The 17,536-nt window shown below is 72.3% G+C and carries 17 protein-coding genes; 4 read left to right on the top strand and 13 right to left on the bottom strand.

The window, feature by feature from the left end:
* Positions 1-59: 59 nt before the first annotated feature.
* Positions 60-1,451, bottom strand: coding sequence for a glycoside hydrolase family 10 protein (locus tag ABT114_RS17795; RefSeq protein WP_502988335.1), 1,392 nt, complete (start codon positions 1,449-1,451; stop codon positions 60-62).
* Between the two features lie 82 nt (positions 1,452-1,533).
* A complete protein-coding gene (locus ABT114_RS17790; protein WP_351143466.1) occupies positions 1,534-2,589 on the bottom strand; it encodes a LacI family DNA-binding transcriptional regulator in 1,056 nt (351 codons plus the stop codon).
* A gap of 118 nt (positions 2,590-2,707) precedes the next feature.
* Here ABT114_RS17790 and ABT114_RS17785 point away from each other — a divergent pair, with 118 nt between their 5' ends.
* The gene (locus tag ABT114_RS17785; protein WP_351143464.1) at positions 2,708-4,999 is read left to right on the top strand and encodes a beta-xylosidase/alpha-l-arabinosidase; all 2,292 of its coding nucleotides are present in this window, start codon (positions 2,708-2,710) and stop codon (positions 4,997-4,999) included.
* 96 nt (positions 5,000-5,095) lie between these two features.
* On the opposite strand, the gene ABT114_RS17780 is transcribed toward ABT114_RS17785, so the two are convergent.
* From ABT114_RS17780 to tsaB, 4 genes are read right to left on the bottom strand one after another with little or no spacing between them, the layout of a single operon-like run.
* A complete protein-coding gene (locus ABT114_RS17780; protein WP_351143462.1) occupies positions 5,096-5,359 on the bottom strand; it encodes a hypothetical protein in 264 nt (87 codons plus the stop codon).
* Entirely contained in the window at positions 5,356-6,441 is a 1,086-nt protein-coding gene (gene tsaD, locus ABT114_RS17775; protein ID WP_351143460.1) for a tRNA (adenosine(37)-N6)-threonylcarbamoyltransferase complex transferase subunit TsaD, read from the bottom strand. Before tsaD ends, ABT114_RS17780 begins: the two co-directional genes overlap by 4 nt.
* Positions 6,434-6,949 (bottom strand): ribosomal protein S18-alanine N-acetyltransferase, encoded by a 516-nt coding sequence (rimI, locus tag ABT114_RS17770; RefSeq protein WP_351143458.1) that lies wholly within the window; start codon positions 6,947-6,949, stop codon positions 6,434-6,436. Before rimI ends, tsaD begins: the two co-directional genes overlap by 8 nt.
* On the bottom strand, positions 6,946-7,602 hold the full coding sequence (gene tsaB / locus ABT114_RS17765; protein WP_351143456.1) for a tRNA (adenosine(37)-N6)-threonylcarbamoyltransferase complex dimerization subunit type 1 TsaB: 657 nt from the start codon (positions 7,600-7,602) through the stop codon (positions 6,946-6,948). The genes rimI and tsaB overlap by 4 nt, the downstream gene beginning before the upstream one ends.
* A gap of 197 nt (positions 7,603-7,799) precedes the next feature.
* Here tsaB and ABT114_RS17760 point away from each other — a divergent pair, with 197 nt between their 5' ends.
* Positions 7,800-8,354: a hypothetical protein gene (locus ABT114_RS17760; RefSeq protein ID WP_351143454.1), complete on the top strand. Its 555-nt coding sequence runs from the start codon at positions 7,800-7,802 to the stop codon at positions 8,352-8,354.
* Between the two features lie 99 nt (positions 8,355-8,453).
* Here the strand turns inward: ABT114_RS17760 and ABT114_RS17755 are convergent, their stop codons facing one another.
* The 7 genes from ABT114_RS17755 to ABT114_RS17725 form a co-directional block, all read right to left on the bottom strand.
* Positions 8,454-8,600, bottom strand: a complete 147-nt coding sequence (locus ABT114_RS17755) for a hypothetical protein (protein ID WP_351143452.1) — start codon at positions 8,598-8,600, stop codon at positions 8,454-8,456.
* 172 nt (positions 8,601-8,772) lie between these two features.
* Positions 8,773-9,285 carry a tRNA (adenosine(37)-N6)-threonylcarbamoyltransferase complex ATPase subunit type 1 TsaE gene (gene tsaE / locus ABT114_RS17750; RefSeq protein WP_351143450.1) on the bottom strand — a complete coding sequence of 171 codons (513 nt, stop codon included), beginning with the start codon at positions 9,283-9,285 and terminating at the stop codon, positions 8,773-8,775.
* Positions 9,251-10,498 (bottom strand): alpha/beta fold hydrolase, encoded by a 1,248-nt coding sequence (locus ABT114_RS17745; RefSeq protein WP_351143448.1) that lies wholly within the window; start codon positions 10,496-10,498, stop codon positions 9,251-9,253. Before ABT114_RS17745 ends, tsaE begins: the two co-directional genes overlap by 35 nt.
* Positions 10,495-11,751: an alanine racemase gene (gene alr / locus ABT114_RS17740; protein WP_351143446.1), complete on the bottom strand. Its 1,257-nt coding sequence runs from the start codon at positions 11,749-11,751 to the stop codon at positions 10,495-10,497. The genes ABT114_RS17745 and alr overlap by 4 nt, the downstream gene beginning before the upstream one ends.
* A gap of 73 nt (positions 11,752-11,824) precedes the next feature.
* Positions 11,825-12,535, bottom strand: coding sequence for a L,D-transpeptidase family protein (locus tag ABT114_RS17735; RefSeq protein WP_351143444.1), 711 nt, complete (start codon positions 12,533-12,535; stop codon positions 11,825-11,827).
* 104 nt (positions 12,536-12,639) lie between these two features.
* Positions 12,640-14,076, bottom strand: coding sequence for an NAD(P)H-hydrate dehydratase (locus ABT114_RS17730; RefSeq protein ID WP_351143442.1), 1,437 nt, complete (start codon positions 14,074-14,076; stop codon positions 12,640-12,642).
* Positions 14,077-14,182: 106 nt separating this feature from the next.
* Positions 14,183-14,554 carry a holo-ACP synthase gene (locus tag ABT114_RS17725; protein WP_351143440.1) on the bottom strand — a complete coding sequence of 124 codons (372 nt, stop codon included), beginning with the start codon at positions 14,552-14,554 and terminating at the stop codon, positions 14,183-14,185.
* Between the two features lie 176 nt (positions 14,555-14,730).
* Here ABT114_RS17725 and ABT114_RS17720 point away from each other — a divergent pair, with 176 nt between their 5' ends.
* Both ABT114_RS17720 and ABT114_RS17715 read left to right on the top strand, forming a co-directional pair.
* Positions 14,731-15,702 carry a hypothetical protein gene (locus tag ABT114_RS17720; protein ID WP_351143438.1) on the top strand — a complete coding sequence of 324 codons (972 nt, stop codon included), beginning with the start codon at positions 14,731-14,733 and terminating at the stop codon, positions 15,700-15,702.
* A 14-nt stretch (positions 15,703-15,716) separates the two neighbouring features.
* Positions 15,717-17,459, top strand: coding sequence for a M16 family metallopeptidase (locus ABT114_RS17715; RefSeq protein WP_351143436.1), 1,743 nt, complete (start codon positions 15,717-15,719; stop codon positions 17,457-17,459).
* Positions 17,460-17,536: the final 77 nt, after the last annotated feature.

Here is a 17,536-nt window from a genome sequence, read left to right as displayed (position 1 = left end):
GTCCGAATTATTACAACGGCGGTGTTCAGGTTGCCATTCTTCGGAAAAACTCACGTTTCTCAGCCCAGCGTCACGGTAGGCACCGGATTGCTCCCGCTCCACGACGCGTTGAACCCGAGCGTCACCGAACCGCCGTCCGCGACCGCCCCGTTGTAGGAGGCGTTCACGCAGGACACGGCCGCGCCCGACTGCGTGCAGGTCGCGTTCCAGGCCTGGCTGATCTGCTGGCCCGCGCCGAACGTCCAGCCCACCTTCCACGAGGAGAGCGAGGCGCCGGAGCAGGCGATCTTCACCTGGCCCGTGAAACCCGCGTCCCACTGGCTCACCACGCTGTACGTCGCCGTGCAGCCGCCGGTGGTGGGCGGCGGCGTGGTCGACGTCGTCCCGCCGAGCGCCTCCGCGATGCCGTAGTACGCCGGTTTCGGCGCGTAGTTCTCGTCGTACGGGGTCGCCGCCCCGTAACCCGAGAAAGTGCCCGGGACCCATGAGTCGGAGTCGGTGAAGCCCCAGACGGTGAGGTTGACGCAGCGCGTCACGGCCACGCAGGCCGCGGTGACCGACTTGTAGTCGGCGGCCTGCTGGGCCAGTTTCGTGCTGTCGGCCGGCAGCGCCATCCGTATGTCCAGCTCGGTGATCGCCACGTCGACGCCGAGGTCGGCGAAGCGCTGGATGTTCTGCTGGAGCGTGGACGGCACCTGACCGAGGATCAGGTGGGCCTGGAGGCCGACGCCGTCGATCGGGACGCCGCGCTCCTTCAGGGACTTGACCAGGTTGTACAGGGCGGTGCTCTTGGCGTTGACGCCCTCGACGTTGTAGTCGTTGATGTAGAGCTTGGCGGCCGGGTCGGCGGCACGCGCCCAGGTCAGGGCGTTGGCGATGTAGTCGGCGCCGAGGCCGTTGTACCAGAGGGTCGAGCGGTAGGTGCCGTCCTCGTTGAAGGGCTCGTTGACCACGTCCCATGCGGCGATCTTGCCCTGGTAGCGGCCGACCTCGGTACTGATGTGGTTCTGGAGCAGGCTGCTGAGCTGGGCGGACGTCCAGCTGCCGTTGGTCAGCCAGCTCGGGTTCTGGCTGTGCCAGACCAGGGTGTGGCCGCGCACCTGCTGGTTGTGGGCCTGTGCGAAGGCGACGATCTGGTCGGCCTCCGTCCAGTTGAAGGTGCCCTGAGTCGGCTCGACCGACCCCCACTTCATGGCGTTGCCCGGGGTCAGCGAGCTGAACTGCGCCCCGGCGATGTCGCCGTAGGTGCCGGTGAGCTTGGAGCCGGTGACCGCCGTACCGATGATCTTGCCCTTGGCGGCCGCGAGGTCGCGCAGGGGCGTGTCGGCGGCGTGCGCGGACGTCATACCGGCGGCGAGCAGGGCGCCGACGGCGGTGACGCCGGTGAGCACGGCGGCAAGGCGAGCTCGTAAGGATGTCGATCTGACGGATGATGATCTGGAGGGGCTCATTGCGGGTGCCTCCGAAAGTTTCGGTCGTTCAACCGATTGACTTCGGAGGAGTGTGGAGGCGCCGGCCCCACCCGTCAATACGTCAACTTCCGGCCACAGGCGCCCCGGTACTCGACCGCACCACCAGACTGGTGGCCAGCTCCACCCGGGTCGCCACCGGCGCCCCCTCCCCGCGCGCCAGCTCCAGCACCAGCCGGGCCGCCGCCTCCGCCATCTCCATCAGCGGCTGCCGTACGGTCGTCAGCGGCGGCCCCACCCAGCGCGCCACCGGCAGGTCGTCGAAGCCGACCACGCTCAGGTCGTCGGGGATGCGCAGCCCCAGCTCGCGGGCGGCCTCGTAGAGTCCGAGCGCCTGGAGGTCGTTGCCGGCGAAGACGGCGGTGGGCCGGTCCGGCAGGCTCAGCAGTTCGCGGCCGAGGCGGTAGCCGGCCTCGTGGTGGAAGTCCCCGGTCTTGATCAGTCCCGGGTCGACGGGCAGCCCGGCCGTCTCCAGGGCGGCCCGGTACCCGTCCACCCGGGCGCGGCTGCACATCATGGTCGCCGGTCCGCTGATGGCGCCGATGCGGGTGTGGCCGAGGTCGACCAGGTGCCGGGTGGCGGCGAGGCCGCCCTGCCAGTTGGTGGCGCCGATGGACGGCACGTCGGCGCCCGGGTCGCCGGCCGGGTCCATCACCACGAACGGGATGGACCGGCTGGTCAGCAGCGCGCGCTGGGATTCGTCGAGACCGGACAGGACGAGGATCACGCCGTGCGGACGGCGGGCGGCGACCTGGTCGGCCCAGGTCCGCCCCGGGGTGAGCCGCCCCGCGCTCTCGCTCAGCACGACGCTCAGCCCGGCGTCCCGGGCCACGTTCTCCACGCCCCGGATGACCTCCATCGCCCAGGCGCTCTCCAACTCGTGGAAGACCAGGTCGATCAGGGGCGAGCGGCTGGCCTCGGCCCGGCGGCGCCGGTAGCCGTAGGCGCGCAGCAGCTCTTCCACGCGGGTCCGGGTGGCCGGGGCGACATCGGCGCGGCCGTTGAGGACCTTCGAAACAGTCGGCGCCGACACGCCGGCCTCGCGGGCGATCTCGGCGAGGGTCGCGGTCTGGGTGGACCGCCCTGTCGTGTGGGTTTCAGCGGGCTCCGGGGCTGTCATGGCGGCGATCGTATCCCTGCGCGACCTCTTGACGAACCCCCTGCCGCACCATAGGTTCCCGGAACATTCGGATTACTTCTCGAAACATTCGATCGGCCTCCTAACCGAGTGGAGCTTCATGACCACCGCCCCCTGGCGTGACCCCGCTCTCCCCGCGGCCGCCCGCGTCGACGACCTCCTCGCCCGGATGACCCTGGAGGAGAAGACAGCCCAGCTCTACGGCGTGTGGGTGGGTGCCGCCACGGACGGCGACGGGGTCGCACCCCACCAGCACGACATGACCGCCGACTACGACTGGGACGAGCTGATCGGCCTCGGCCTGGGCCAGCTCACCCGTTCCTTCGGCACGGCCCCCGTCGACCCGGACCTCGGCGCCCGGGCCCTGGCCCGTGCCCAGCGCCGTATCGCCGCGGCGGGCCGCTTCGGCATCCCGGCCGTCGCCCACGAGGAGTGCCTCGCCGGCTTCACGGCCTGGCGCGCCACCGCGTACCCCGTGCCGCTGGCCTGGGGCGCGAGCTTCGACCCGCCGCTGGTCGAGGAGATGGCCCGGCACATCGGCCGCGACCTGCGCTCGGCGGGTGTGCACCAAGGGCTGGCCCCGGTCCTGGACGTGGTCCGCGACCCCCGCTGGGGCCGGGTCGAGGAGACGATCGGCGAGGACCCGTATCTGGTCGGCACGGTCGGCAGCGCCTATGTGCGCGGCCTGGAGTCGGCCGGGATCGTCGCCACGCTCAAGCATTTCGCCGGGTACGCGTCCTCGGCGGGCGCCCGCAATCTGGCACCCGTACGGGCCGGCGTCCGCGAGTTCGCCGACATCACCCTGCCCCCCTTCGAGATGGCGCTGCGCGAGGGCGGAGCACGCTCGGTGATGGCGGCGTACAACGAGACGGACGGCGTACCGGCGTCGGCCGACCCCTGGCTGCTGACCGAACTCCTGCGGGAGGAATGGGACTTCACGGGAACGGTGGTCGCCGACTACTTCGGCATCGGCTTCCTGGAGACCCTGCACAAGGTCGCCGGTACGCCCACCGAGGCGGCCCACCTGGCCCTCGCGGCCGGCATCGACGTCGAACTGCCGACGCTGAAGTGCTACGGGCAGGACCTAGTCGCGGCGGTACGGGCGGGTACGGTCCCGGCGGATCTGGTGGACCGGGCGGCCCGCCGCGTCCTGCTCCAGAAGTGCGAACTGGGCCTCCTGGACGAGGACTGGAACCCGGAGCCGGCGGAGTCGATCGACCTGGACTCGGCGGAGAACCGCGCCCTGGCCCGCCGCCTCGCCGAGGAGTCGGTGGTCCTGCTGGACAACCCCGACGGCATCCTCCCGCTGGCCCCCGACGCGCGCATCGCGGTCGTCGGCCCGAGGGCGGCGGACGCGCTGGCGATGCTGGGCTGCTACTCGTTCCCGTCGCACGTCCTCACGCACCATCCGGAGGTGCCGATGGGGATCGAGATCCCCACGGTCCTGGAGGCCCTCCGCGCCGAACTCCCGGACGCGAAGGTGACGTTCGCGGAGGGCTGCGGCGTCTCGGATCCGGACGACTCCGGCTTCGAGGAGGCGGTCACACGGGCGTCGGAGGCGGACGTGTGCGTGGCGGTCCTGGGCGACCGGGCCGGCCTGTTCGGCCGTGGCACGTCGGGCGAGGGCTGCGACGTGGCGGACCTGCAACTCCCGGGCATACAGGGCAACTTGCTGGACCGGCTGGTGGCGACAGGGGTGCCGGTGGTCCTGGTCCTGCTCACCGGCCGCCCGTACGCGCTCGGCCGCTGGCACGGCAGGCTGGGCGCGACGGTCCAGGCGTTCTTCCCGGGCGAGGAGGGCGGCCCGGCGGTCGCGGGAGTCCTCTCGGGCCGGGTGAACCCGTCGGGCCGCCTGCCGGTGAGCGTGCCGCGCGTGCCGGGGGGGCAGCCGTGGACCTACCTCCAGCCGCCACTGGGGCTGGCGGACGAGGTCAGCAGCCTGGATCCGACCCCGCTGTACCCCTTCGGACACGGGAGGTCGTACACGGAGTTCGCGTGGGAGGACTTCGAGGGTCCCGCCGCGGAGATCGGCACGGACGGCTCGTACGACGTCTCGGTGACCGTCCGCAACACGGGTGACCGCGAGGGCGCGGAGGTCGTGCAGCTGTACCTGCACGACCCGGTGGCGTCCGTGACGCGCCCCGATGTCCGCCTGGTCGGTTACCAGCGGCTGGAGCTGGCGCCGGGTGAGGCGCGACGCGTGACGTTCCACTTCCACGCGGACCTGTCCGCCTTCACCGACCGGAAGGGGCGTCGGGTGGTCGAACCCGGCGCGCTGGAACTGCGGTTGGGCGTGTCCAGCGCGGAGGCACGGCATACGGCTCGGCTGACGGTCACGGGTCCGGTACGGGTGCTGGGTCCCGACCGGCTACTGCGGTGTGAGGTCAGCTGACGTGTGAGGCAGGTGGCCGGGCGGCGGGGGCGAGTGTGGGCCGGGGTGTGCGGGGACGCCCCGGCCCACACTCGGTGAGCCGGGATGGGTGAACCGTCACGCAGGCTCGGCGTCCACCGACTCGAACCGCCACCGGTGCACCGCCCGCGTCACCAGCTCCTCGGCCGGCTCCGGCAGTTCGGGCAGCTCGGCGTCGTAGGGCGCGTCCCACCAGGTGATCACGAGGACCCGGTCGCCGGGCGCACGGAAGGTCTCTCGGCGCACCGGACGCAGGGGAAGCTCCTGCGCCCGGGCCCAGGCCAGCAGCTCCACCCCTCGCCCGTCGGCGGCGCGGGCCTCCCACATCACGGCGACCGTCATGAGTAGAGGTTCTCCTCGCCGATCTCGTGCACATGGTCGTGCCCCGGGACATGAGGGTCCGTCACCGGCAGCGAGGAGTCCGCCGAGAGGTCCCAGCTGGACGCGGACCGGCCTCGTGCGACCATCTCCGCGCCGAGCGCGGCCACCATCGCCCCGTTGTCGGTGCACAGCTTGGGCCGCGGCACGCGCAGCCGGATGCCGGCCGCCTCGCAGCGCTCCTGGGCCAGCACCCGCAGCCGGGAGTTGGCGGCGACGCCGCCGCCGATCATCAGGTGGTCGACGCCCTCGTCCTTGCAGGCCCGTACGGCCTTGCGGGTCAGCACGTCCACGACCGCCTCCTGGAAGGAGGCCGCCACGTCACGCACCGGCACCTCCTCCCCCGCCGCCCGCTTGGCCTCGATCCAGCGGGCCACGGACGTCTTCAGCCCGGAGAAGGAGAAGTCGTACGCCGGGTCGCGCGGCCCGGTCAGACCGCGCGGGAAGGCGATCGCGGCCGGGTCGCCCTCCTTCGCGTACCGGTCGATGACCGGGCCGCCGGGGAAACCGAGGTTCAGGACGCGGGCGATCTTGTCGAAGGCCTCGCCCGCCGCGTCGTCGATGGTCGCGCCCATGGGGCGGACGTCGGAGGTGATGTCGGTGGAGAGCAGCAGGGACGAGTGGCCGCCGGAGACCAGCAGGGCCATCGTCGGCTCCGGCAGCGCGCCGTGCTCCAGCTGGTCGACGCAGATGTGGGAGGCGAGGTGGTTGACGCCGTAGAGCGGCTTGCCGAGCGCGTAGGCGTACGCCTTCGCCGCCGAGACGCCGACCAGCAGGGCGCCCGCCAGGCCGGGACCGGCGGTGACCGCGATACCGTCCAGGTCCCTCGCGCTCACCCCCGCCTCCTTCAGCGCGCGGTCGATGGTGGGCACCATCGCCTCCAGATGCGCCCGGGACGCCACCTCCGGCACGACCCCGCCGAACCGGGCGTGCTCGTCGACGCTGGACGCGATGGCGTCCGCCAGCAGGGTGGTGCCGCGCACGATGCCGACACCGGTCTCGTCGCAGGAGGTCTCGATCCCCAGGACCAGGGGTTCGTCAGCCATTGATCTCGGTTCCTCGGGTTCCTTGTACGGAGGTGGAGGGGTCGGTCAGACGCATCACCAGGGCGTCGACGTTGCCCGGCTGGTAGTAGCCGCGTCGGAAACCGATGGGCTCGAAGCCGAAGCGCTCGTAGAGCTTCTGGGCGCTGACGTTGTCGACCCGGCACTCGAGCATGACCTCGGCGCACTCGAAGGCGGTCGCGGCCCGCAGCAGGTCGGTCAGCAGGCGTCCGCCCAGTCCGGTGCCCTGGTGGTCGCGGGCGACGGCTATGGTCTGGACGTCGGCGAGGTCGCCGGAGGCGGCCAGGCCCGCGTAGCCGACGATGCGGTCGCCGGCCTCGGCCACGACGTACCGCCGGGTCGCCTCGGGGCCCCGCGCATGGGCCAGCTCGGACCAGAACATGCCCCGCGACCAGGCGTCCTCGGGAAAGAGGTCCTTCTCGAGCTCCAGCACGGGGTCGATGTCCCACCAGCGCATCTCGCGCAGGCCAGGAGTCACGGGTCCGGTCACTTCGGGGTGACCACCTTGTAGTTCTTGGGCACCTGCGCGTCGGGACGGCGCAGGTACAGCGGCCGGGGCGCCTGCAGTTCCTCGCCGGCCGCCAGCTTTTCGGCGGCCAGGGCGGCGAGAGCGGCGGCGGAGACGTACTCGGGCTCGTGGGCGACCGGGAACGTGTCCGGGTAGAGCAGCGCGCCCGCACCGACGGCCGGGAGTCCGGCCACCTGGTCGGCGATGTCGGCGGGCCGGTCGACGGCGGGTCCGGTCAGCCGGGTGCGGGAGTCGGCGTACGTCGCCCAGTAGACCTCCTTGCGGCGGGCGTCGGTCGCCACGACGAAGGGGCCCTTCTCGATGTCGGCGGCGTAGGCGAGGCCGTCCAGCGTGCACAGGCCGTACACCGGCACGCCGAGCGCGAGCCCGAAGGTGTCGGCGGTCATCAGGCCCACGCGCAGCCCGGTGTACGGGCCGGGCCCGGTGCCGACGACGACCGCCGTGACGGAGTCGAGCTTCAGCCCGGCCTCGGCGAGCACACGGTCGACGGCCGGCAGCAGCAGCTCACCGTGCCGGCGGGCGTCCACCTGGCTCGACGAGGCGATGACGTCCGTACCGTCGTGCAGCGCGACGGTGACGGCGGGGGTGGCGGTATCCAGAGCGAGCAAGAGCACGCAAACAGCCTACGGCTCCGGAGGGCGGTGCCGGACCCGCGGCCGTCAGCTCGGAACCTCGGGGCGGGCCGACAGGGCCCGGCGGGGGAATGGCCTGGCGGCGGGCGCGCGGTCGCCCCGGTCGGGCAGGTCGCGGCTGCTAACGTCGCCGGCAGGCACGAGGTACGGCGCGTAGTACAGATGCAGAGGTGGCAGCGGTGGCAAGCAGCAGCGCGGGATTCGTGGCCGGGCTCACCGCGGCGGCCGTGGTGACGGTCGGCTTCCTCACCTACCAGGCCTCGGCGAACATCCCGGCGGCCCTTGTCGGCAAGTCCCGCGCGAACACGTCCGCCACGGCGGCCGCGAAGGCGCCCCGGGACAAGAAGAACCCCACCGCCCTGCCCGGGAGCTCCGGTACGGGTGAACGTGTCGTGTACTCGGTGGACGACGACCGGGTGTGGCTGGTCAGCGCGACCGGCAGGGTCGAGCGCACCTTCAAGGTCACGCCGGGCAGCGTCGACCCGCTACCGGGCACCTACGCCGTCACCTCCCGCTCGAAAGCCGTCACCGGCACCGACGGCACCCCCATCGAGCACGTCGTCCGCTTCACCAGCGTGGGCGGCGTGGTCATCGGCTTCAGCGCGGCGGTGAACGGCACGACGACGACCCCCGACTCGACCGTGAAGACGGGCGGCATCCGGGAGTCCCGCAGGGACGGCGACGCGATGTGGGTGTTCGCGACGATCGGCCAGAAGATCGTCGTCATCCGCTGAGCCCACCGCTGGAAGCGCGGTGACGAACCCGCGGGCCGGTGGGGGCTGGTCGCGCAGTCGTCAAGGCTGCTTGGATCCGCCGCCGGATCCGCTGGAGATCTATGCGGCCTCGCGGTGGTCCTCGACCAGCTCGTCCGGCTCGCGCGGCGGCGTGGAGATCGCGTCCGCCGCCGCACACGACGCCAGCAGCTCGCGCATGGACAGCCCGCGCTGCATGGGCTGCACCTGGGGTTCCGAAGCCGGCATGGACGCCTCCTGAGGGCCGGGGGCAGACGTAGTTAGGTACACCTAACTACGAACCGGGTACCATGTGACCACGCCCGGAGCACCTGGCGCAATATCTTGCCGACAGCTTGTCGGAACGTTCATACGAACGTCCGCAGAACCCTCGGGCCGCTACGGCCGTCTCAGGCCGGTCTCAGGCCGCGAGCACGCTCAGATCGGCCGTCGCCCACCGCGCCCCCAGCCCGGTCACCGTCACATGCCGCACCTCGTCGGTCGTGTCGCCCACGGCCCGGTGGATCTGAACCTGAAGCCGCTCGTCCGTGAGCTCCTCGACCTTGCCCTCGCCCCACTCCACGACGATCACCGACTCGGGCAGCGAGACGTCGAGATCGAGGTCCTCCATCTCGTCCAGACCGCCACCCAGCCGGTAGGCGTCGACGTGCACGAGCGGCGGCCCGTCGCCGAGCGCGGGATGCACGCGAGCGATCACGAAGGTCGGGGACGTGACGGCGCCACGCACACCGAGGCCCTCGCCGAGCCCGCGGGTGAGCGTGGTCTTGCCCGCGCCGAGTTCCCCGCTGAGCATCACCAGGTCGCCCGCGCGCAGCAGCTTGGCCAGACGGCGGCCCAGTTCCCGCATCTGGTCGGGCGAGGTGATGGTCAGTTCGAGGTCAGCCGGGCTGTGCGGTGCTGCTGGTGCTTCCATAGCCACCCACGGTAGCCCCTGCGGGCACGGCACCCGCGCGGGTGAGCAGGTCGGCGAGGCGGTCGGTGACCACCTCCGGGTGCTCCAGCATCACCAGGTGCCCGGCATCCGGTACGAGGACGAGTTCGGCCTCGGGCAGCAGGTCGGCGATGGCCTCGCTGTGCTCGCTGGGGGTGACGAGGTCCTGCACCCCGGCCAGCACGAGCACCGGCATCTCCTTGAACAGGCCGAGCGCCTCGGTCTTGTCGTGGTCGGTGAACGCCGGGTAGAACTCGGCGACCACGTCGATCGGCGTGCCCTCGATCATCCGCTCGGCGAATCGCTCGACCGCCGGATCGACGTCCCGGGACGCGAACGAGTACCGCTTGATGATCCCGGCGAAGAGCTCCGCCGTCGCCCTGCGCCCCTTCTCCACCAGTTCGGCCTGCTGTCCCAGCGCCTTCAGCACACCGGGAAGTACTCGCCGCACCGCGTTGACGCCGGCGACGGGCAGCCCGAAGTTGACCTCGCCGAGCCGCCCGGACGACGTACCGACGAGGGCGGTGGCGACGACCCGGTCACGGATCAGCTCCGGGAACTGGGCCGCCAGCGCCATCATCGTCATCCCGCCCATGGAGTGGCCGACCAGCACGATCGGCCCGTCGGGCGCGGCGGCGTCGATGACGGCCTTCAGATCCTGCCCGAGCTGGTCGATGGTGACCGGCACACCGTCCTGGACCTGCGCCGCCCCGTGCCCGGACCGGCCGTGGCTGCGCTGGTCCCAGTGCACGGTCCGTACGACGCCCCGCAGCGCCGCCCGCTGAAAGTGCCAGGAGTCCTGGTTGAGGCAGTAGCCGTGGCTGAAGACGACGGTGACGGGGAGGGGTGCCTTGCGGCCGAAGAGCCGGCGCCGGCGGGGTGCCGGGCCGCCTTCGGGCTCGACGTCGTCGACCTCGTAGTACAGCTCGGTGCCGTCGTCGGCGTACGCCTTGCCGGGCGTGCCGCGCAGCGTGCCGTACGGCCCCGTCGAGTCCAGCGCGAGCCGGGCCCGCCTGCGCATCCCACGGCCGACCGTCATCCGCTCGATGGCGACACCGGCGGCCGCGCCCGCCGCGAGCACGCCTATCGCGGCGCCGGCGAGGCCCGTCGTCCTGCGCCAGCCGCCGGCCGCCGCCGCGGCGGAGGCGACGGCCGCCGTGGCGCTCCCGACGACCTCCGCACTGCTCTCGCTCACGTACCGCTCCTCTTTGCCGTATCAGCCGTACCAGCCGCAGTGGCCGCGGTGGCCGTAGTAGCCGTGGTACTGGTCGCCGGTTCCTCATTCAGGTAGACGCGAGGAACACGCGTTCCGATGCGCGTGACGATTTCGTACGCGATCGTGCCCGCGGCCTGCGCCCAGTCCTCGGCGGTGGGCTCGCCGTGGTCGCCGGGGCCGAAGAGCACGGCACGGGAGCCGGTCCCGGGATCGTCCCCGCCGAGGTCGACGACGAACTGGTCCATCGCGATCCGCCCCGCGACCGTACGCCACTTGCCGTCGACCAGGACCGGGCCGCTGCCGGAGGCGTGCCGCGGGATGCCGTCCGCGTAGCCGACGGGGATCAGGCCGAGGGTGGTCTCGCCGGGGGTGACGTAGTGATGGCCGTAGCTCACGCCGTGGCCGGCCGGGACCCGCTTCACCAGCGCGACGGACGCCGACAACGTCATCACGGGGCGCAGCCCGAAGTCGGCGGGAGTGCCGATCTCGGGGCTGGGCGAGATGCCGTAGAGGGCGATCCCGGTCCGGACGAGGTCGAAGTGGGTCTCGGGGAGGGTGAGCGTGGCGGGCGAGTTGGCGATGTGCCGCACCTCGGGGCGGACGCCCTGTGCCTCCGCGTACGCCACCATCTCCCGGAAGAGAGTCAACTGGGCGGCGATGGAGGGGTGCCCGGGTTCATCGGCGCAGGCGAAGTGCGACCAGAGCCCGGTGATCCGCACCGTCCCCTCGGTCTCGGCGGCCAGGGCCGCGCCGACCAGCTCGGCCCAGTCGTCACCGGGCTGGCAGCCGTTGCGCCCGAGCCCGGTGTCGGCCTTGAGCTGCACGCGTGCGGGTGAGCCGGCCGCCCGGGCCGCCTCCGTGACCTCCCGCAGCGCCCACATCCCGCTGACGGACACGTCGAGGTCGGCCTCGATCGCCGCCCGCCAGGGCCCGCCAGGCGTCCACAGCCAGCACATGATCCGCCCCGGCAGGCCGGCGGCACGCAGCGCCAGGGCCTCCTCGGGCGTGGCCGTACCGAGCCAGGTCGCGCCCGCCTCGACGGCCGCGCGGGCACACGGGACCGCTCCGTGGCCGTACGCGTCGGACTTCACGACGGCCATGAGGGCCGCGCCCGGCGCGAGGGCGCGCAGGCTCCGCACATTGGCCCGCAGGGCCGCGAGGTCGATCTCGGCGCGGGCACGCAGGGGTGCGGTCGGCGAAGGCGCGGTCGGCGAAGATGCTGTCTCATTCATGGCGCCCCCAGTGTCTCAGAGGGGTGTGACAGCCCCCGCGGCACCGGGCCGGGTCCCGGGCTACCACCCCGGGCTACGACCCCGGCCTGCGCCCCCACACGTACACGTGGTCGTTCTTCTTCAACACGCCCCACAGCTTGCGCGCGTCGCCCAGCGTCAGATTCACGCAGCCCCAGGAACCGACGGTCGTGTGGATGCTGCCGTACACGGCGTGGAAGGCCTGCCCGCCGCTGAAGAACTGGGCGTACGGCATGGAGGTGTGGTAGATCGTCGACCAGTGGTTCTTGTGCCGCCAGTAGATGGTGTGCCACCCGGTCCGCGTCCGGTGCCCGGCCCGCCCGCTGCGCATCGGCACGGGCCCGAAGACCACCTTCTCGCCCTTCTGTACCCAGGTCAGCTGCCGATCGAGGTCCACACAGGCCACGCGGTACGTCCGCACCGGACACTTCTTGGCCGCGTTGGGGTTCTTCTTCGCGGACTTCAGCATCATCCGCGCCCAGGTGACGGGCCCGGCGAACCCGACGGCAGGCTTGATCTTCTCCTTCTGCTGGAACGCCCGGACGGCCCGGCAGTCGGCCGCCGACTGCTTCCCGTCCGCCTTCAGCTTCAGCCACCGTTCGACCTGCCGCTGATACGGCCCGGCCCGCTTGCTGCACTTCACGCGCGCGGCGGGCGCGGCAGGGGCGGCGGCACCGAGAAGGAGGACGGTCACGGCGGCGAGGAAGACGGCGATACTTCGGATTCCTCGGCCACTTCGGATTCTTCGGATTCGTACGCTGATCATGCAATCAGCGAAGCGCGATGAGAAGACAGGGCAGGGGTGGCGCGCGGAGGCGTCACCCTTATGAGGAACCCACTCAGCTGCGGGCAGTCATGCCGCTGGGGGACTCACTCCCGCACATCCCGCCAGGCCCCCGGAATCGCCGCGGCCACGTCATGCGCCCCCACCGGCGCCCCGTCCGACGCGAACCTCCCCGCCAGCCCGTGCAGATACGCCGCCACACTGCCCGCGTCCACCGCACTCAGCCCGGCAGCCAACAACGACCCACCCAGCCCCGACAGCACATCACCGCTCCCGGCCGTAGCCAGCCAGGACGTCCCCGTCGGATTCACCCGCACGGCCCCGCCCCCGGGCCCGGCGACCAACGTCGTCGACCCCTTCAACAGCACAGCCGCCCCATACCGCCCCGCCAACTCCCGCACCGACTCCAGCCGCGCCCCCTCGACCTCCTCGCGCGCCACCCCGAGCAACGCCGCGGCCTCTCCGGCATGCGGCGTCATCAACGTCGGCGCGGTACGCGCCCGCACCGCCCCGGCGTCCGCCAGTCGCAACCCGTCCGCGTCGATCAGCACCGGCACGTCCGCCGCCAGCACCTCCGCCACGGTGGCCGCGTCGTCCCCCGCCCCCGGCCCGACGACCCACGCCTGCACGCGCCCCGCGTGCTTGGGCCCCCGGTCCGACACGAGGGTCTCGGGAAAGCGGGCGATGACGGAGTCCCCGGCGGGCCCGACGTACCGCACGGCCCCGGCGCCGCCCCGCAGCGCCCCCGCCACGGCCAGCACGGCGGCCCCCGGATAGCGCGCCGACCCGGCGGCGATGCCGACGACACCGCGCCGGTACTTGTCGCTTTCGGCGCCGGGCACGGGCAGCAACGCGCGCACGTCCGCGTGCTGCAACGCCTCCAGCTCCGCCTCATCCGGCAGTTCAGGCCCGAGCCCGATGTCCACGAGCCGCACCGACCCGGCGTACTCCCGCGCCGGGTCGATCAGCAGCCCCGGCTTGTGCGTCCCGAAGGTGACGGTCAGGTCGGCCCGTACGGCCGGGCCCCGCACCTCCCCGGTCCCTGCCTCCACGCCGCTCGGCAGGTCGACGGCGACGACGGCGGCCCGGGACTCCTCGACGAGCGACACCAGCGCAGCCGCGTCCGGACGCAGACCGCCCCGGCCCCCGATCCCGACGATGCCGTCGAGGACGAGGTCAGCCCGCAGGATCGGCTCCTCGGCCGCTCCGGGGGCAACCGTCACACCCCCCGCCCGGCGCAGCGCCACGAGCCCACCCGGATGCGTGCGGTCGGGCGCGAGCAGCACCGCCGTGACGCCCGCGCCGCGCCGGGCCAGCCGGGCCCCGGCGTACAGGGCGTCACCGCCGTTGTCGCCGCTGCCGACCAGCAGCACGACCCGGCTGCCGTAGACCCGCCCGAGCAAGTCCGCGCAGGCGGCGGCGAGTCCGGCGGCGGCACGCTGCATGAGCGCACCCTCCGGAAGCCGCGCCATCAGCTCACGCTCGGCAGCCCTTACCGTCTCCACGCTGTACGCAGTACGCATGGAACCGAGTCTTCCCTACGCCACACGCACCACGCAGGTTCTGACCCTCCCCAGGCGCATCACGCAGGTCCACGGTCCAACCCTCCCCACACGCGCCACGCAGGTCCTACCCCTCCGCCACCACCACAGCCGACGCCACCCCGGCGTCATGGCTGAGCGACACATGCCAGGACTTCACCCCGAGCTCCGCCGCCCGGGCCGCCACCGTCCCCGTGACCCGTAGCCGTGGCTGTCCGCTGTCCTCGACGTAGACCTCGGCGTCCGTCCAGTGCAGGCCGGCCGGTGCGCCCAGCGCCTTGGCCACCGCCTCCTTCGCCGCGAACCGCACCGCGAGCGAGGCGACGCCCCTGCGCTCCCCGCTGGGCAGCAGCAACTCGCTCTCCAGGAAAAGCCGTTGGACCAGTCCGGGCGTGCGCTGCAGCGATGCCGCGAACCGGTCGATCTCGGCCACGTCGATACCGACCCCGATGATGCTCATGCCGAGCACCCTACGGCCGGGGACTCTTTCGTCAGCGCGGCTGTCACAGCGGGCTGCTAGCCTGCGGCGACTTCATCATTTCAGTCATACCAATCGCATTACTCACACCACCCACAGCAGCGTGCCCTGGGGGCCAGTCGGCGCGCCGTGGAAGGCGACGCCAGGGGGGCGGAGGCATGAGCAGTACCAGCAACGGCAGGGACGGGACATACGGGGGCACTTCGGGCCTGGTCTCCGATCCGTTCGACTACCTGCCCGAACTCGCCCCGCTGCGCACCGCGGCACAGGCCGGCGACTGGACCGCCGTAAGGGCCTTCTTCACGGGCCTCGACTCCGTCGAGAAGGTCTCCTACGCCTCGGGCCTCCTCGCCGACATCGCCGGTGCCGAGGGCTTCCTGGAGCGGGCGGCCGCCGAGCTGCCCGGCGACCCGCTGCCGCGCACACTGCTGGCCGAGCGGTACGTCCACATCGGCTGGGACATCCGCAGCGGAGCCCGCGCGAAGAACGTCTCGCGGGATCAGTTCGACCAGTTCCACGCCTGGCTGCGCAAGGCCGAGCAGCTGCTGATCGAGGTGTGCGCCGAGCAGCCCGCGTACGCCCCCGCCTGGACGGCCCGGCTGCTCACCGCGCGCGGCCTGGAGCTGGGGCAGGCCGAGGCCCGCCGCCGCTACGACCGGCTGTCCGCCCACCACCCCCACCACTACCGCGCGCAGATGCAGCTGCTCCAGCAGCTGTGCCCCAAGTGGAGCGGCTCCTGGGACGACGCGCACGGCTTCGCCCGGGAGTGCGCGAGCGCCGCACCCGACGGCTCGGCCGCGGGCGCCCTGGTCGCGCTCGCCCACATCGAGCACTGGCTGGACCTGGACAGCGGCGAGGACGCGGCGTACATGCGGGGCCTGCCGGTCCGCGACGACCTGCGGTTCGCCGCCCAGGTGTCGGTCCTGCACCGCGACCACCGGCCCGACTGGAACGCGATCGGCGCGCACAGCGCGTTCGCGATGGCCTTCTCGATCGGCGGCCACTTCGAGGACGCGGCCCTGCACTTCGCCGCGCTGGGCAACCGGGCCTCGGAGTTCCCGTGGCAGTACCTGCCCGACTGGCGGGGCCAGTTCACGAAGTTCCGCAAGAACGCGCTGGCGACGGTCTGAGGGGAAGACGACACATGACCACGGACCTGAACAACGACCAGTCCGCGCTCGCAGCGCTCGACGGCCTGATCTCCCACACCACCACCCAGGGCATCCCCACCCTCTACGCCCCGCGGCCCGGCGAGATCACCGCCGGCCTCTTCTTCCGGGTGGGCCGCGCCGACGAGACCCTGGCCACCGCCGGGATCACCCACCTCGTCGAGCACCTCGCCCTGCACCGCCTGGGCCTGTCCGACCTGCACTACAACGGCGCGACGGCGAACACGTACACCCTCTTCCACGTCACCGGCAACGAGGACGAGGTGGTCGCCTACCTCAACAGCGTCTGCGCGGCCCTGCGCGACCTGCCGCTCGCCCGGCTGGAGACGGAGAGGGAGATCCTGCGCACGGAGGCGGCGGGCCGCAACGGCGGCCCCGGCTCCCAACTGCCGCTGTGGCGTTACGGTGCCCAGAGCTACGGCCTGACCAGCTACAACGAGCTGGGCACCTGGAGCCTGACGGCCGACCAGGTACGCCACTGGGCCGAAACCCGCTTCACCCGCGACAACGCGGTCCTGTGGCTGACCAGCGACCAGGTCCCGCCCGGCCTGGACCTGACCCTCCCTGCCGGCACCCGCTACCCGACCCCCACCGCGACCAGCGCGCTGCCCGCCACCCCCGCGTACATCCACGGCGACGACGGCCACGTCGTGTTCAACGCGGTCCTGCCCCGCTCCACCGCGGCGGCGGTCTTCGCGGACGTCCTGGGCCGCGCCCTCTTCCAGGACCTGCGCCAGGAGGGCGGCTACTCGTACTCGGCGGAGGCCGACTACACCCCGCGCGACGCCGACCACGCCACCCTCACCGCCTACGCCGACGCGCTGCCGAAGAAACAGGACGCGGTGGTCGGCGGATTCATCGACACCCTGGCGCGCCTGCGCGCGGGCCGCATAGAACAGTCCGAACTGGACTCGGCACGCACCAAGATCCTCAAGATGTACGACACCCCCGACCTCGGCGCCGCCTCCCTCCCGTCGTACGCCCTCAGCCTCCTCCTCGGCCACCGCATCCTCTCCCCCGAGCAGCACCGGGCCGAGCTGAACGCCGTCACGATCGCCGACCTGCGCGACGTAGCCCGGGAGGCGTGGTCCGACGGCCTCCTCCAAGTCCCCGGCCGAGGCGCGGACTGGGCGGGCTTCACCCTCGCCCCGCAGTACTCGCAGTCGGCCTTCACCGGCACCCGCCACCAGTCCCTGGAGGACGATCGAGTCACCCTGACCATCGGCACGGAGGGCGTAAGCCTGACGACTCCCCGCGGCCCGGTCACCGTCCGCTACGACTCCTGCGCGGCCATGACCACCCGCCCCGACGGCGCCCGCAGCCTCACCGGCCGGGACGGCTTCTGCGTCTCCATCGAGCCGACCCTGTACCGAGGCGTGACACCGGAACGCATCGCGACAGTGGACGCGGCGGTACCGCCGGCAGCGGTGGTCCACATGCCCGCCCGGGACCCGGAACAGATCCCCCAGCCCCGCAAACGGCAGACCTCCACCGACGCCGGGGGCAGCACCCGCTCCACCTGGGCCTGGACCCTGGCCCTGTGGACCATCGGCCTGCTCGCAGCGGTCTGGGGCCTCCTGTGCGCGGTGATCACAGCAGACGAGTCCGGCGCGGCCAACCCGGAGTGGGACGCGGTCATCGGCGTATGGGTCCTGGAACTCCCCCTCCTCCTGGTGACCTGGAAGCTCTACCGGGCACGGCAGCGCAGACGCGGCTGACGGCGGCAGGGCGCGACGGGCGTTGATGGGCAGATTTGTGCCACTTTCGGGGTTGCTGACCAGGCGTCACCGGGATT

The sequence above is a fragment of the Streptomyces sp. NPDC002088 genome (assembly GCF_040296605.1).
Taxonomy (GTDB): Bacteria; Actinomycetota; Actinomycetes; order Streptomycetales; family Streptomycetaceae; genus Streptomyces.
This window is presented reverse-complemented; position numbering and strand designations above follow the sequence as displayed.

Bases quoted from the DNA above. Each gene is read 5' to 3' on its own strand.
- ABT114_RS17720 (WP_351143438.1), top strand. From the start codon at position 14,731: ATGAGCAGTACCAGCAACGGCAGGGACGGGACATACGGGGGCACTTCG.
- ABT114_RS17755 (WP_351143452.1), bottom strand. From the start codon at position 8,600: ATGCCGGCTTCGGAACCCCAGGTGCAGCCCATGCAGCGCGGGCTGTCC.
- ABT114_RS17735 (WP_351143444.1), bottom strand. From the start codon at position 12,535: ATGATCAGCGTACGAATCCGAAGAATCCGAAGTGGCCGAGGAATCCGA.
- ABT114_RS17730 (WP_351143442.1), bottom strand. From the start codon at position 14,076: ATGCGTACTGCGTACAGCGTGGAGACGGTAAGGGCTGCCGAGCGTGAG.
- ABT114_RS17795 (WP_502988335.1), bottom strand. From the start codon at position 1,451: ATGAGCCCCTCCAGATCATCATCCGTCAGATCGACATCCTTACGAGCT.
- tsaE (WP_351143450.1), bottom strand. From the start codon at position 9,285: ATGGAAGCACCAGCAGCACCGCACAGCCCGGCTGACCTCGAACTGACC.
- ABT114_RS17780 (WP_351143462.1), bottom strand. From the start codon at position 5,359: ATGACGGTCGCCGTGATGTGGGAGGCCCGCGCCGCCGACGGGCGAGGG.
- ABT114_RS17785 (WP_351143464.1), top strand. From the start codon at position 2,708: ATGACCACCGCCCCCTGGCGTGACCCCGCTCTCCCCGCGGCCGCCCGC.
- ABT114_RS17790 (WP_351143466.1), bottom strand. From the start codon at position 2,589: ATGACAGCCCCGGAGCCCGCTGAAACCCACACGACAGGGCGGTCCACC.
- ABT114_RS17725 (WP_351143440.1), bottom strand. From the start codon at position 14,554: ATGAGCATCATCGGGGTCGGTATCGACGTGGCCGAGATCGACCGGTTC.
- ABT114_RS17715 (WP_351143436.1), top strand. From the start codon at position 15,717: ATGACCACGGACCTGAACAACGACCAGTCCGCGCTCGCAGCGCTCGAC.
- tsaD (WP_351143460.1), bottom strand. From the start codon at position 6,441: ATGGCTGACGAACCCCTGGTCCTGGGGATCGAGACCTCCTGCGACGAG.
- alr (WP_351143446.1), bottom strand. From the start codon at position 11,751: ATGAATGAGACAGCATCTTCGCCGACCGCGCCTTCGCCGACCGCACCC.